The organism is Bradyrhizobium sp. CCBAU 45321, assembly GCF_028128975.1.
In the GTDB taxonomy this organism is placed as follows: Bacteria; Pseudomonadota; Alphaproteobacteria; order Rhizobiales; family Xanthobacteraceae; genus Bradyrhizobium; species Bradyrhizobium yuanmingense.
The window spans coordinates 183,301-197,583 of sequence record NZ_LFKZ01000017.1 but is presented as its reverse complement, the minus strand read 5'-3'; the positions used below and the strand labels follow the sequence as shown (position 1 = coordinate 197,583).

Here is a 14,283-nt window from a genome sequence, read left to right as displayed (position 1 = left end):
TGCCCGGATCGCCTGGATCCGGGCATGACATTCAGCGGCTGTTCAGGCGGACGGCCTTAGGCCAGCACGCCCATGATGTCCGACTCCTTCATGATCAGGAGCTCTTCGTTGTCGATCTTGACCTCGGTGCCCGACCACTTGCCGAACAGCACGCGGTCGCCGACCTTGAGGTCGATCGGAATCAGCTTGCCGGTCTCGTCGCGGCCGCCGGGGCCGACGGCGACAACCTCGCCCTGGGACGGCTTTTCCTTGGCCGTGTCCGGAATGATGATGCCGCCCTTGGTCTTTTCCTCGGCGTCGATACGTTTGACCACGACACGGTCATGCAGCGGACGAAATTTGGATTTAGCCATGACGTTTCCCTTTGGAGGCTCGCTTCGGAAGTAGTGGGGTCTGTGGGGCGGCGCTTCCGTCCGCCCTCGCGTCGAGGATCGAACGGCGCGCTTAGCAATCGGGCTTTCCGAGTGCTAATAGTGGGTCCGGAAATATGGCTTGGCCGCGATCCTGTCAAGCAAAGGTGGTTAAGCGATTGTTGAGGCGGATATAGGATGGTGGCATTGGAAACTCGCTCGGGGCGTCGCCGTAAAGAACGACGTCATTGCTCCGGCAGCGGTTTTGCGCTTGGCTGCGGGAGGGGTGCGGCCATGGTCTTGTTCGGGGGAATGCCATGATCAGTTCGGCTCACGCGCGCACGGTTGCCAATCTGGCGGCCGCCTCTTGTCTGGCGCTGCTGCTGGGCGCCTGCGGCGGCGGCTTCAACCTGCCGTCCCTCACGTCGTCCCCGCCGCCGCCCGAAGCCGAACCTGGCGTCGCTCCGGAAATGCCCGCCAGCATCCGCGCCGACGAGATCGTCGGCCGCTGGGGCCTCGCCTCGTTCCAGAACCCGGCCGATCGCGCCCGCACCGAGAAGATGGCGCGTGAGCAATGCAGGAACCCCTACGTGATCACCGCCGGTTCCTCCGGCGGCGTGATCATGCATCTGGCCGACCAGGCGACGCCGCAGGAGCTGCGGCTGAAGGGCTCGCCGAGCGGCAAGAACTACATCGGGCCGGCCGGCCCGACCCCCGGCGACCAGGACCGCGAAATCGTCTCCTTCGACGGTCGCGTCATGATCACCCGCTTCATCGACAAGGACGCCGGCACCCGCTACGGCAACATGGTCTACGTCCGCTGCGCGCCCAGGGCGTAATATCTTTCCTTCGTCATGCCCCGCGAAGGCGGGGCATCCAGTATGCCGCGGCTTCCCGGCTCAATCACTGATGCCTCTGGAATACTGGATCGTCCGGTCAAGCCGGACGATGACAGCGGAGGGGTCCCAAACAAAAAACGCCGGCCCAAGGCCGGCGTTTTGTTATTCCGATGTCGTCGCCGCTCAGTCGAACAGCGCGTCGATGTCGTCCTGCGAGGCGTGGCCGACGTCGCCGGCGAGCTTGGGACCGTTGAGGAGCTTCTCCTCCTCGCTGCGGTTGTCGACCTGCGCCGGCACATGGGACTTGATCGCGTCGACGCCGCCCCAGATCTCCATCATCGCGTTGATGTGCTGCTCGATGAACTTCATCGTGCCCATGACCTTGCTGATGCGCTGGCCGGTCAGGTCCTGGAAGTTGCAGGCTTCGAAGATCGAGATGACGCGTTCCTGGATGTCGTCGGCAAGGCGCTTCTGCTGATCGATCGAGTCCACCTTGGACATTGCGCTGGCGGCCTGGTCGATCGATTCCGCGGCTTCGAGGATCTGCTGGGTCGCCTGCTCGGTGCCGCCGACCACCGCGCCGAGCTCGCCGTTGACCTTGGCCATCTCGCCGCCGTCGAAGCTCTTGCCGTGCAGCGTCGCGATCTCGCGCTTGGTGCGGTCGATGGCGTCGTGGATGAGGTCGAGCTCGACCTTCAGCTTCTCGCACTGCTCGATCTGCGCCCGGTAGGTCTCGAGCATGGTGCGCGCTTCGGCAAGCTCGTGCGCGGTCGAGGCGTCGATCGCCGCCATGGCAGCGCTTCCGGACAGCGGGGCCGCGACGATGCCCTTCGCCATCTGGGCGCGGATCGCGCGCAGCTCGGCCATGATCTCGCTATGCATCGGGAGTGCCTCTTCAGTTACGTCTACAATGGGCATCTCGCCACCGACGATATCTTCGACGCGAAAACGCTTGCGGTGAACAGCCATCAGGATACTCCCCCCACCTCACTCACGCGTCTTTGTAGACAGAAGCGATTTAACACGAAGTTCACAGCAGGAACTGCTGATCGGCCGCGCGCGACGCGGCGCAAAGAAGCGATTAACCATCGCCGCGCGGCGTTCATCGAAAATAAACGCTGATCGCCAAATTGCAGGCGCGCTCGCGACGTGGTGAATCCAAACGCGCTGTCCGTTTACCAAACAAAACGGCTTTTGCTTTTTATTGACCACGTCGAAGAGCGCGGATCAGCCACCGGCTCTCCACGACGCATGTGATCTAGACGAAACAGTACAGAGTACGTCGATGTTCAAGAAAATGTCTGTCGCGCTGCTCGGCAGCGCTTGCACCTTCATGGCCGGCGCGAACGACGCAGGCGCCTTCGACAACAGCGTGCCGAACGATCCGCCCGCGGTGCTGTACCAGCCGCGCGTGCCGCCGGCGCCGGTGCGCGTGGCGTCCCATTCCAACATGGGCGGCGGCTTCATCGAATTCCTGTTCGGCGATGGCCCCGGCCGCGGCCCGGCCTACGCGCCGGAGCGGCCGGTGTATCAGCAGCAGCCGGGCTATTACGACCAGCGGCGCCTGCCCCCGATGGGCGAGCCGCAGATGCAAGGTGGGTATCAACAAGGCGGATATCAGCAGGGCGCGTCTCCGCAGCAGGAGGCGGTCGATCCGCGGCAGCGTCCGTTCGATCCGAAATTCGAGAAACAACTCGTTGACTATAGCGGCAAGGAAAGTCCCGGCACGATCGTAGTCGATACGCCGAACAAGTTCCTCTATCTCGTCGAGGGCAACGGCCGGGCATTGCGCTACGGCATCGGCGTCGGTCGTCCCGGCTTCACCTGGTCCGGCGTGAAATCGATCACCGCCAAGCGCGAATGGCCGGACTGGACGCCGCCGGCGGAAATGCTCGCGCGCCGGCCCGATCTGCCCAGGCACATGGAAGGCGGCCCGGAAAATCCGCTCGGTGCCCGTGCGATGTACCTGGGATCGACGCTCTATCGCATCCACGGCTCCAACGAGCCCTGGACCATCGGCACCAACGTCTCCTCCGGCTGCATCCGCATGCGCAACGAGGACGTCATCGACCTCTATGGCCGCGTCAATGTCGGCACCAAGGTCGTGGTGTTGTGAAGCGTCATGCGCTCGATGGAGCGATCAAGTCCGGGTGCCGCGTCGGCTCGAAATGCGCGGCGTCGAAGGGACGCTGCCGCCGCCAAACGTCTGCCTGAATAGTCCTACGTCCGATGACGGTGCCTCGACCCGGGACGAGGGACAGCGGAGCGGCGAGGACGAGTTGATGAAGCCGAATGCGGTGCGCGAGCCGAGCGGTTCAGCCGCCGCACCGACAGCTCTGCCTTCCTGAGGCGCTCGTGCAGTCCCTCCAACTCGTACAATTCGGTGATGAGATGGGTCGTGACGTCGCTCAGGGTCGCGATGCGCTGTTGAAGTGAACTCATTCTTAAAACCCCCGACTGTAGCCAAGAGAGGCAGCCACGATGTGTGGCATAAGCAATGTGTTCTTCCAATTGAACACCCATGTCCAAATTTGGAAATCCGGGAGTCTACGGCGGCGTGTGTCGGAGGACGATTTCGCTCGGTATGGTGAAGTCAGGCGCACCTCGTGACGTTTTGCACGGTGCTGTCCGACAACGCACGCACTAGTCATATTATATCGAATGGCATCATGGCGTGTGGTGGCAGAGCAGAAGTGCGTCGAGCTCTGCTTGAACAGAAATCGGCCGCCCGGAGGCGGCCGTTCCACATCTGTCGGTCGAATGGCCTACGCGTAATCGCTGCCGCCGTCGTCGTCGCCGAAATCGCTGTTGTCGGCCGTGTCGAAGCTGTCGTCGTGATCGTTGCCGTAGTTCTGGTCGTAGTTGTCGCGCTCGTTCGACGCCTGGTCGAAGAAGCCCTGGCGGGATTCCCGGTTCGAGCCGATGTCATCGAGGCCGGCCTCGCGCGCCAGCGAGCCGCCGGACTGATCGCCGCCGCCCCAAGGACTTCCACCAGCGCTGCGGTCGCCGAGCGCGTTGCTGTCGCCAAAACCCTGCTGGTGCGATCCGCCCATCATGCCGCGGATGCTCGAGAGCAGCAGCGAGCCGCCGACGACGCCGGCTGCGGCCGCCGCCGCCGTGCCGAGGAACGAGCCGCCGCCACCGCCGATCGGCGGAGCGCCCTGACCCGGACCTTGGCCGTAAGCCTGTCCGTAAGGCGGCGCGCCGTAACCCGGCTGGCCTTGCGGCATCGCCTGTCCGGTATTCCAAGCCGGACGCTGCTCACGCTGCGGCACATTCGGCACCGAGCCGCGGGACGGGCCGCCGCCAAACAATGTGTCGCGCATGGTGTCGAGGAAGCCGCCGGACTGCGCCTGCTCGGGCGCGTGGGCCGCTTCCAGCTCCTGGATGCGGGCATTGGCGCGCTTCAGCGCTTCGTCCTGCACCAGCGTGGTCTGCACCAGCGCGTAGATGGCGCCGGGCGCCTTGCGCAGGCCGTCGGAGATCGCGGCAATCGCATCGGGATCGCGCGGTGCATTCTCGAGCTTAGAAAGCCGGTCAAAAAGGTCGTCGACGAGCTGGCGTTCCTGCGGCGTCATGATCTGTCTCCTTCGCGCCAAACCAAGCGCGAGAGGAGATGTAGGGTTCCATTATGGCCCCAACAGTGCCGGCCGGATTAAATTTCGGTATGCGACAAGCTGCCTCGCCGCTTCGGCAGATTTCTCGCGTCTTCGGCGGTTTCCTTGATCAGAAGTGGGACGTCGTGCCCCATGCGGCTGACGGAGCGACCGTCGTCGTGGAAGCCTTCAGCCCGGTAAACGCCGAAAGACGTCTCCGTCAGTGAAAAACGCCAGCCTGGTAGCTCTGGAAAAAGGCGGTCTCGATTGTCCATGAGGGCAGCATATCACTTCAGTGTCACGTTGCTATCCGCCAGCAGGCGCGCGAAGGCATCGCCCGCGAGATAGGCGTGCTCGCGCTCGCGCACGTCGGTCATGGGATCGAGGCCGGTGAGGACATCGTCGACGAAGCCGGGATGGCACATCACGAGGCCGCCATCTGGGAGGCCGTCCAGGAATTGCCGCATCAACGCGCCGAAATCGGCGGCGCGGGTGAAATCATAGGCGCCGGCGAAAGCGGGGTTGAAGCTGAGGCCGGCGCTGCCGGCGCGGCGGCGGAATTGCGCGCTGAGACCATCGAGCACCAGCGCCTTCGGTGAGGCCAGCCGCTGCCGAAGCGGCAGATCGCGGCCGCCCTGGCGCACCCAGGCGTTCGGCGCAACCTCGACCACCGCATCGACGAAGCCGTCGCGCACCTGCGGGAAGAGCTGCACATGCTGGTGACCGTCGACGAAGTCGGGGGCGCGTCCGAACGCGTCCATGAAGGCGGCCAGCTGCGCCTTCACCTCGTTGCGGATGAATTCACGGTCGAGTCGCCGCAAAAGTGCGGCGCACAGCAGTTTTGGAAAGGCCAAGAACATGTCGCCGTCCAAGGGGCGGAAATGCATGGTGAGCGGCCGGAACGGCGCCGACAGCGTCACGTGCAATCCGATCGCGCATCGCGGGCTTTGCGTTGCCGAAGCCTGCAGCGCCTCGACGTCGCTGCGCGCAATCGCGGGCCCCACCATCATCACCGAGGTGGCGTTGAGGCGGCCGCGTTCGATCAGGTCGCGAATGGCGCGGTTGACGCCCGGGCTGATGCCGTAATCGTCGGCGCAGAGCCAGATCCGCCGCGGGCTCGCGGCCACGCTCATTCGGCTGCCGTCCTGCTCGCGGCCTCATCGGCCTTGGCGGCTTCGAAATGCTTTTCGCTGTGCTCGGCCACGAAGTAGATCGGGCGCGCCTTCAGCTCGGAGAGGATCTTGCCGATATATTCGCCGACGATGCCGATCATGATGAGCTGCACGCCGCCGATCGTCATCAGGCCGATCACGAGCGAAGGATAGCCGGGCACCTGCTTGCCGGTCGTGAACACTTCCCAGAGGATCGAAAGGCCGAACAGGAAGGCGCCGCCGGCGAGAATGACGCCGAGCAGGCTGGCGAAGCGGAGCGGTGCCACCGAGAAGGACGTCAGGCCTTCGATCGACAGGCCAAGCAGGCTCGCGGCGTTGAAGGTGGTGACGCCATGGGCACGCGCTGCGGGCTCGTAGTCGACGCGGATCTGGCGGAAACCGATCCAGCTCGCGAGGCCCTTGAAGAAGCGGTTGCGTTCCGGCAGCTGCCTCAGCGCGGCGACCGCGCGGGGCGACAGCAGGCGGAAATCGCCGGCGTCCTCCGGAATCTTCTGGCGGGCGCCCCAATTGATCAGCGCGTAGAAGCCGTGCACCGCGACCCGGCGCAGGAAGGACTCGTTGTCGCGATGCGCCTTGGCGGTGTAGACGACGTCATAGCCGTCATCGATCCAGTGCCGCACCAGCTGTTCAACCAGCGCCGGCGGATGCTGGCCGTCGCCGTCCATGAACATGACCGCGCCGAGGCGGGCATGGTCGAGGCCCGCCATCAGCGCGGCCTCCTTGCCGAAATTGCGCGACAGCGACACCACCTGAACGTCGATGGCGTCGGCCGGCAATGACCGCGCGATCGACAGCGTCGCATCCTTGCTGCCGTCGTCGACATAGACCACCTCGCAAGACAGGCGATAGCGCTGCCGCAGCGTCTTGGCGAGCTCGCAGATGCGCTGGTGCAGAGCGGCGAGGCCCGCCGCCTCGTTGTAGACGGGGATGACGATCGACAGCCCCTTCGCGGCGGCGCTGGCTGCGGTGGTCGTCATGCCGGATACGTCAGAGCCCAGCGTCATCGATCAAGGTTCCAGAGGTGTTTAGGTCTTCTCAACCGCATATGGTAGCTGCCCTTTGCTGTCGCAAAGCTGAACAAACCTTGGGCTCACCGATCCAGGAACGCCTCGAGCTTGGCGAACAGCGGGTTCTCCCGGTCGAACACGTAGTCGAGCGACACCACCGAGACGGTCTCGGCGCCATGCTCGCGCAGGAAGCTCGCCAGCGCGTAGAGCTGCCCCGGTGGGCAGTGCAGGGTCAGCATGCCTGACGAGGTCGGACCGCCGAACGGGGCCTCCACGCCGAACCGGCTGTGGGCTTCCCCGAGCAGGGCGGCATCGCATTGGCGGAAGCGGGTGCGGACTTCGCGGTACTTGTTGGCCCGCGCCCGTGCTGCGATGTGATCGAGGATGACACGCGCCGTCTCGCGCGCCTGCGGCGACCAGTCGGCCTCCTTGGCGGCCACCAGATTGGCCTGGCTGCGCAGGATCACGCCGTCGTCGAGCACCCGCAGGCCGTTGGCGGCGAGCGTCGCGCCGGTCGTGGTGATGTCGACGATCAGCTCGGCGCTGCCGGCCGCCGGCGCCCCTTCGGTGGCGCCCGCGCTTTCGACGATGCGGTAATCGCTGATGCCGTGAGCCTGGAAGAAGCCGCGGGTGAGGTTGACGAACTTGGTCGCGACCCGCATCCGCATGTGATGCTGCTCGCGGAAGCCGGTGGTGACGTCGTCGAGGTCGGCCATGGTGCGGACGTCGATCCAGGCCTGCGGCACCGCGACGACGACGTCGGCATAGCCGAAGCCGAGCCCGTCGATCAGCGACACGCGCTTGTCGGCATCGGCGATGTTCTCGCGCACGAGATCTTCGCCGGTGACGCCGAGATGCGCGAAGCCGCGCGACAGCTGCGCGGCGATCTCGCTCGCCGAGAGATAGGCGACCTCGACATTGTCGAGGCCTGCGATGGTGCCGCGGTAGTCGCGGGCGCCGCCGGCCTTCGACAGTTTGAGGCCGGCACGGGCAAAGAAGGCCTCGGTGTTTTCCTGCAGGCGGCCCTTGGAGGGAACGGCCAGAACGAATGGCGCGCTCATGATTTTACGCTCCCACCTTGCGGCCGATCCGGTTCAGCGCCTCCACCCAGACCGAGAAGCCGACCGCCGGAATCGGCTCGCTTGATCCGAGCTGGGTCATCAGCCCGTCGTAGCGGCCGCCGGCGACCAGCGGCTCGGTGCCGTTGCCGCTGTGATGCAGCTCGAACTCAAAGCCGGTGTAGTAGTCGAGCCCGCGCCCGAAGGCGGTCGAGAAACGAATCTGCCTCACGTTGATGCCGCGCGCGGCCATGAAGCCGACCCGGCTCTCGAACTGATCGATCGCAGATGCGAGATCGAGCTTCGCGTCGGTGGTGAGTGCGCGCAACTCGGCGATGGCATCGTCGGGATTGCCTGCGATCGACAGGAAGCGCTTGAGCACGGCAATGGCCTCGCGCGGCAGCGCGCCGCCCTTCAGCGTCGATTGCTCGAGGAAGCGGTCGGCGATCTCGGCCGTGGTGCGGCCGCCGACATTGGTGGTACCGGCGATCGACATTAGATCCGTGACGAAGGCGAGCGCCGCCTTGCGGTCGGAGCCGGCAAGGGCCGCCAGCACGCCCTCATATTCGCTGCGTGTCGCGGTGGTCGCGGCCGCGAGCCGCTCCAGATCCTGCTCCAGGCTGATCTTGCGGTTGAAATCCTTGACCAGGCGGCGGCGCCAGACCGGATAGAGGTTGAGCGCGTCGAGCAGCGCATTGAACAAGGCGACATCGCCGGTGCGGATCTCGACGTCGCGGACGCCGAAGGCGGCCGTCGCCTCCAGCCCCAGCGCCAGCATTTCGGCATCAGCCGCGGCGCGGTCCTGACGGGCGAACGATTCGATGCCGGCCTGGAGGAATTCACGGGCCTGGCCGCTACGGTAGCGGAACACCGGACCGAGATAGCTGAACCCCGCCGGCTGGCCGGCGCGCCCCGAGGCCAGATAGTCGCGCGCGACAGGAATGGTCAGGTCCGGGCGCAGGCAGAGCTCCTCGCCGGAGAGGTCGGTGGTCAGGTACAGGCTCTTGCGGATGTCCTCGCCGGACAGGTCCAGGAACGGCTCGGCCGGTTGCAGGATGGCGGGCTCGGCCCTGACATAGCCGGCCTGCGCAAACGACAAGAGCAGCGTATCCGCCCAGGCGGCGGAGCCGGCAGCATTTGAGGTGGCAGTCGCGGTCATCTCAGCGGTCCATCGTCCCGGCGGAACCGGGCAGGCAAGGGGAGGCGAATTGGCGCAGCCCTTAGCATGGCCCGACAGCGGTTTCGACCTCCAAAGGATCAATCGCTTAACGGGTGGCTCATTCGTCATGGCCCGGCTTGTCCCGGCCATCCACGCCTTGCCCTCCGGCGCAAAGGACGTGGATGCCCGGGACAAGCCCGGGCATGACGACGCCATGCGTTTGCACGCTGACGAAGCTAGCTGGCCTTGCCGCCCCAATCCCCCAGCACCGCCTGCACCAGGGCCAGCGCGGCCACGGCGGCGGTGTCCGCCCGCATGATGCGGGGGCCGAGCGCCAGCCGCAGGATTTTGGGCTGGCGCAGCAACAGCGCCCGCTCTTCTTCGGCAAAACCGCCCTCGGGGCCGATCAGCACGTCGATACCGCGTCCGACCTCGCGCGCGCCTTGCAGGCTCTGAATGGGATCTTGAACCTCCGCCGCCTCGTCGCAGAAGATCAGCAACCGGTCGGCGGGACGCTGGCTCAGGAAGCGCTCCAGCGGCACCGGCTCGGCCACGCTGGCGATGCTGAGGATGCCGCATTGCTCGGCCGCCTCGACCACATTGGCGCGCATCCGCTCGGTGTTGACCCGGGATGCCTGGGTGAACCGGGTCAACACCGGCTGCAGCGCGGCGGCGCCCATCTCGATGGCCTTCTGCACCATGTAGTCCAGCCGGGCATGCTTGAGCGGGGCAAAGACGTAAGTGAGGTCCGCGAGCCGGTCCTGGGGCCGGGTCTGCTGCAGGATCACGAGGCCGTTCGGCCGCTTGCGGCCCTCGATGGCGGCCTGCCACTCGCCATCCCTGCCGTTGAAGGCCAGGACCTCGGCCCCGGCCGCGAGCCGCAGCACATTGCCGAGATAATTGCTCTGGTCGCGGTCGAGCGGCACCCTGGCGTCCTGGGCCAGGGGGGCATCGACGAACAGGCGGGGGGCGCGAAAATCGTGAGAAGGCATCGCTTGGGGTCCGATTACCGGCCGTTCTTAACCGAAAGGCGCCATTTCGGGGGTAAATATTGCCGAACTGGTGCGTCCCAGCGCCGCGCTCTCGCCCTATTCCACGGGTTGTTAAGCGCCGGCGGGAATCGTAAAAACGCGAACACGCTGGTCGCGCTTCAATTGGGAAGCCCTGAGCCCCGTAAGCTCCTGCCGGAGAGACTATCTTGATGATCCGTCATTTGATGGTTCCGATCACTGCCGCCATGGTCGCCACCGCCTTGGTCGGCATGAGTGCTGTGGGCGCGTCTGCGCAAAGCGCGTTCCCGGCGCCGCTGCCCAACCAGGCTGCCGCCAATTCCCCATTTCCTCCGGTTAACGGTTCGGCACCGACGGCTTCGGTCGGTACGGCTCCGCAATCGTCCTTTCCGGTGAACGGTGCTGCCCCGATCGGCGGCGCCGGCGCCTTCAGCGCCGCTCCGCCGACGCAGGCCGGTCCCGGCGAGGACTGCATGAAGGCCTTCATTCCGCTGCGCGAGGAAGCCGAGAAGCGCGGCAAGCTGATCAAGGCCGCCAGCGACCGTCACGCGCCGCCGGACGAGGCCTGCAAGCTGATCCGCAATTTCAGCCAGGCTGAAGTCAAGATGATCAAGTACATCGAGACCAATGCCGCCAAATGTGGAATCCCGCCGCAGATCGGCGCGCAGCTGAAGGACGGTCACAAGAACACCGAGGCCATGGCGACGAAGGTCTGCAACGTCGCGCAGCAGATGCAGAACCAGCCGCGCGGTCCGGCCGGTCCGTCGCTGAGCGAGGTGCTGGGCTCGGGCTCGGCGCCCGAGGCCAATGCCGGCAAGAAGGGCGGCAGCACCTTCGATACGCTCAACGGCAACGTCCTGACGAGATGAACGATACATCCGCCCGCGTTGCCGATTCCACCGGCAACTGGGTCGATACGCTCGCGCCGCATTGGGCGCGGCCTTACCTGCGCCTGTCCCGCTTCGATCGCCCGATCGGCTCCTGGCTTCTCCTGATGCCATGCTGGTGGTCGGCGGCGCTGGCCGCCGGCATGGCGCATGACATTCGCGGCCTGCCGCTCACCATCGTGCTGTTCTTCATCGGCGCTTTCGTCATGCGCGGGGCCGGCTGCACCTGGAACGACATCACCGATCGCGACCTCGATGACAAGGTCGAGCGCACGCGCTCGCGGCCGCTGCCGTCGGGGCAGGTGACCACCAGGCAGGCGCTGGTCTTCATGCTCGCGCAGGCGCTGGTCGGTCTTGCGGTGCTGCTGCAGTTCAACCGCTTCGCGATTGCAACGGGCATCGCCTCACTCCTGATCGTCGCGATCTATCCCTTCATGAAGCGCATCACCTGGTGGCCGCAGATCGTGCTCGGGCTCGCCTTCTCCTGGGGCGCGTTGATGGGGTTTGCCGTCACCTTCGGCCGCATCGACGCTACCGCGCTCGTGCTCTATGCCGGCGCAATCTCCTGGGTGATCGGCTATGACACGATCTACGCGCATCAGGACGCGGAGGACGACGCGCTGATCGGCATCAAGTCGACCGCGCGCCTGTTCGGCGCGCATACGCGCCAGGCGCTTGTCCTGTTCTACGGGCTCGCGGTGATGCTGATCGGCGTCGCGCTGGCGTCTGGCGAAGCGCGCTGGCCGGCCTGGCTCGGGCTAGCCGCCTTCGCCGCGCATCTGGTGTGGCAGATCGCGCGGCTAAATATCGCCGATGGCGCGCTCTGCCTGCGCCTGTTCAAGTCGAACCGCGATGCCGGCTTGCTGTTGTTTGCGGGATTGCTCGCCGACGCGGTGCTGCGGGCGGCGTGACGCGAAATGCGTAGGGTGGATTAGCGAAGCGTAATCCACCAACTCCAATCTGCGCGGAAAGCAAAGAGGTGGGTTACGCCCTTCGGGCTAACCCACCCTACGGCATCATTAATTCCTCGCGATGATCTCGCGCTCGCCCTGATGAACCGGCAGCTCGCGCGCCATTGCGGTGCGCCGGCGCATCAAGAATTTCGGGCGGCGGGCGCGGATCGCGTTGGCGCGGCGGCGGCGCGGTGCGGGCTTGCGTGCGCCCTCGTCGAGCTGCGGCAGCGCGAAGATCTCGCTCCAGATCGTCCAGGCCTGTGCGATCTCGTCCGTGTCAGTGCTGATCAGCAGCGGGATGGAGAGCGAGGGATCGCGGTGCACGAGGACGAGCGTCTGCGTCTCGTCATTGCCGCGGAGCGCAACGCCGGTGAAGTCGGCGACGCGCACGTTGATCGCCATCTGCATGCCGCGCACGGCACGGCGCAGCACGACACGCTCGCGATGAAGCTCGATCTGCCTGACATGTCCGTCGGCGCGCGGATCATGCGCATCGAAGCGGACCGGAAGGGAAAGTGGGTCGAGCCGCAAGGAGCGGCTCGACCCGGCGGGGTGGACCCCGCATGTTGCTGTTTGACGCCTCACGGCTTCGTTCTCCCCGCCAGGATTATGTTCCCGGTCGATGCGAGGACCCTAGCGCGGGGCGGTCCGAAACCGCTTAAAAAGGCTGGTTAACCCACCGTCACTCGCTCCTCATGATTGACAAGACCTTGGCGCGCATGATTGACGAGACGTTGCGCCGACGTCGCGAATCTGAGCTTTTGGCAGTCTGAAAATGCTTGAAGTCCGCGCTATCAGGGCACATCTGTGGGTTCCGGTCCCGAACCCCGCCCCAACAGGATTTCGTTCGTGAACTCTTCACCAAGCCCGACGCTTTCGCCTTCCGCCAATCGCGACCTGTTCGATCAGTCCGCGCTCTCCGATCTCGCGCAGCGGCTGGTCGAGGCGGCCAAGCGCGCCGGCGCGGATGCGGCCGACGCGGTCGCGGTGCGCGGCGTCTCGCAGGGCGTCGAGGTCCGCGACGGACGCGTCGAGGAATCCGAGCGGTCCGAGGGCGACGATGTCGGTCTGCGGGTGCTGGTCGGTCAGCGTCAGGCGGTGGTCTCCACCAACGACGTCAGCGGCGATGCCGTCACCAAGCTCGCCGAGCGCGCGGTTGCGATGGCGCGCGTCGCGCCCGACGACAAATATGTCGGCCTCGCCGATCCCGCGCTGCTCGCGCGCGACTTTCCCGATCTCGACCTGCTCGATCCCGCCGTGCCCACGACGACTGAGCTCGAGCGCCGCGCGCTCGCGGCCGAAGCTGCCGCGCTCGGCGTCAAGGGCGTGACCAAGTCCGGCGGCGCCTCGGCCTCATCCGGCATCGGCGGCATGGTGCTCGTCACCTCGACCGGCTTCCACGGCTCCTATCTGCGCTCCAGCCAGGGCATCTCCGCCACCGCAATATCGGGCGAAGGCACCAGCATGGAGCGCGACTACGACTTCACCTCGGCGCCGCATGGCGCCGATCTGCTGTCGCCGGAGGTCGTCGGCCGCTCCGCCGGTGAGCGCACCGTGGCGCGCTACAATCCGCGCAAGGTCGAGACCTGCAAGGTCCCGGTGGTGTTCGATCCGCGCGTCGCCGGCTCCCTGGTCGGCCATCTCGTCGGTGCCATCAACGGCGCTTCGATCGCGCGCAAGACCAGCTTCCTGAAGGACAAGCTCGGCCAACAGCTGTTCGCCAGGAATATCCGCATCATCGACGATCCCTTGCGCAAGCGCGGCCTGCGCTCGCAGACCTTCGACGCCGAAGGCGTCGCGGTGAAGCGGACCGCGCTGGTCGACGACGGCGTGCTGACGACCTGGCTGCTCGATTGCGCGACCGCGCGCGAGCTCGGCCTCACCACCACCGGTCACGCCCATCGCGGCGTGTCCTCCTCGCCCTCGCCGGGGCCGTACAATCTGCATCTCGAGCCGGGCACGGCAACGCCGGCCGAGCTGATCGCCGACATCAAGCAGGGGTTCTACGTCACCGATCTGATCGGCTCTGGCGTCAACGGCGTCACCGGCGATTACAGTCGCGGCGCTTCCGGATTCTGGATCGAGAACGGCGAGATCGCCTATCCCGTCAGCGAGGTGACGATCGCCGGGCACCTGTTCGAGATCTTCAAGTCGATGCAGCCCGCGAACAATCTCGAATTCCGCTACGGCATCAATGCGCCGACGGTGCGCATCGAGGGCTTGACGCTTGGCGGACGCTGATCGAGCAGAAG

Annotated in this window: 14 protein-coding genes; 5 read left to right on the top strand and 9 right to left on the bottom strand. The window is 65.9% G+C overall.

What is annotated here, in order from left to right:
• Positions 1-56: 56 nt before the first annotated feature.
• Positions 57-353, bottom strand: coding sequence for a co-chaperone GroES (locus ACM43_RS06915; RefSeq protein ID WP_025033779.1), 297 nt, complete (start codon positions 351-353; stop codon positions 57-59).
• 314 nt (positions 354-667) lie between these two features.
• Here ACM43_RS06915 and ACM43_RS06910 point away from each other — a divergent pair, with 314 nt between their 5' ends.
• A complete protein-coding gene (locus ACM43_RS06910; protein WP_036014287.1) occupies positions 668-1,189 on the top strand; it encodes a hypothetical protein in 522 nt (173 codons plus the stop codon).
• Positions 1,190-1,372: 183 nt separating this feature from the next.
• On the opposite strand, the gene ACM43_RS06905 is transcribed toward ACM43_RS06910, so the two are convergent.
• Positions 1,373-2,158, bottom strand: a complete 786-nt coding sequence (locus ACM43_RS06905) for a protein phosphatase CheZ (RefSeq protein ID WP_109145353.1) — start codon at positions 2,156-2,158, stop codon at positions 1,373-1,375.
• Positions 2,159-2,474: 316 nt separating this feature from the next.
• On the opposite strand from ACM43_RS06905, the gene ACM43_RS06900 reads away from it, so the two are divergent.
• Positions 2,475-3,305: a L,D-transpeptidase gene (locus ACM43_RS06900; protein ID WP_271539149.1), complete on the top strand. Its 831-nt coding sequence runs from the start codon at positions 2,475-2,477 to the stop codon at positions 3,303-3,305.
• A 649-nt stretch (positions 3,306-3,954) separates the two neighbouring features.
• Here the strand turns inward: ACM43_RS06900 and ACM43_RS06895 are convergent.
• The 6 genes from ACM43_RS06895 to ACM43_RS06870 form a co-directional block, all read right to left on the bottom strand.
• Positions 3,955-4,767: a DUF2076 domain-containing protein gene (locus tag ACM43_RS06895; protein WP_271539147.1), complete on the bottom strand. Its 813-nt coding sequence runs from the start codon at positions 4,765-4,767 to the stop codon at positions 3,955-3,957.
• A gap of 305 nt (positions 4,768-5,072) precedes the next feature.
• The gene (locus ACM43_RS06890) at positions 5,073-5,918 is read right to left on the bottom strand and encodes a ChbG/HpnK family deacetylase (RefSeq protein ID WP_271539145.1); all 846 of its coding nucleotides are present in this window, start codon (positions 5,916-5,918) and stop codon (positions 5,073-5,075) included.
• The gene (locus ACM43_RS06885) at positions 5,915-6,961 is read right to left on the bottom strand and encodes a glycosyltransferase family 2 protein (RefSeq protein WP_271539143.1); all 1,047 of its coding nucleotides are present in this window, start codon (positions 6,959-6,961) and stop codon (positions 5,915-5,917) included. The genes ACM43_RS06890 and ACM43_RS06885 overlap by 4 nt, the downstream gene beginning before the upstream one ends.
• 86 nt (positions 6,962-7,047) lie before the next feature.
• Positions 7,048-8,025 (bottom strand): ATP phosphoribosyltransferase, encoded by a 978-nt coding sequence (hisG, locus tag ACM43_RS06880; RefSeq protein WP_157283217.1) that lies wholly within the window; start codon positions 8,023-8,025, stop codon positions 7,048-7,050.
• Between the two features lie 4 nt (positions 8,026-8,029).
• Positions 8,030-9,181, bottom strand: a complete 1,152-nt coding sequence (locus ACM43_RS06875; protein WP_271539141.1) for an ATP phosphoribosyltransferase regulatory subunit — start codon at positions 9,179-9,181, stop codon at positions 8,030-8,032.
• A gap of 236 nt (positions 9,182-9,417) precedes the next feature.
• Positions 9,418-10,173, bottom strand: a complete 756-nt coding sequence (locus ACM43_RS06870; protein WP_271539139.1) for a 16S rRNA (uracil(1498)-N(3))-methyltransferase — start codon at positions 10,171-10,173, stop codon at positions 9,418-9,420.
• A gap of 209 nt (positions 10,174-10,382) precedes the next feature.
• Here ACM43_RS06870 and ACM43_RS06865 point away from each other — a divergent pair, with 209 nt between their 5' ends.
• Positions 10,383-11,060, top strand: a complete 678-nt coding sequence (locus tag ACM43_RS06865; RefSeq protein WP_271539137.1) for a hypothetical protein — start codon at positions 10,383-10,385, stop codon at positions 11,058-11,060.
• The gene (gene ubiA, locus ACM43_RS06860) at positions 11,057-11,989 is read left to right on the top strand and encodes a 4-hydroxybenzoate octaprenyltransferase (RefSeq protein WP_271539136.1); all 933 of its coding nucleotides are present in this window, start codon (positions 11,057-11,059) and stop codon (positions 11,987-11,989) included. The genes ACM43_RS06865 and ubiA overlap by 4 nt, the downstream gene beginning before the upstream one ends.
• 108 nt (positions 11,990-12,097) lie before the next feature.
• On the opposite strand, the gene ACM43_RS06855 is transcribed toward ubiA, so the two are convergent.
• Positions 12,098-12,616 (bottom strand): DUF6101 family protein, encoded by a 519-nt coding sequence (locus tag ACM43_RS06855; protein ID WP_271539135.1) that lies wholly within the window; start codon positions 12,614-12,616, stop codon positions 12,098-12,100.
• 264 nt (positions 12,617-12,880) lie between these two features.
• Here ACM43_RS06855 and ACM43_RS06850 point away from each other — a divergent pair, with 264 nt between their 5' ends.
• Positions 12,881-14,272 carry a TldD/PmbA family protein gene (locus ACM43_RS06850; RefSeq protein WP_271539133.1) on the top strand — a complete coding sequence of 464 codons (1,392 nt, stop codon included), beginning with the start codon at positions 12,881-12,883 and terminating at the stop codon, positions 14,270-14,272.
• The last annotated feature ends 11 nt before the right edge of the window (positions 14,273-14,283 follow it).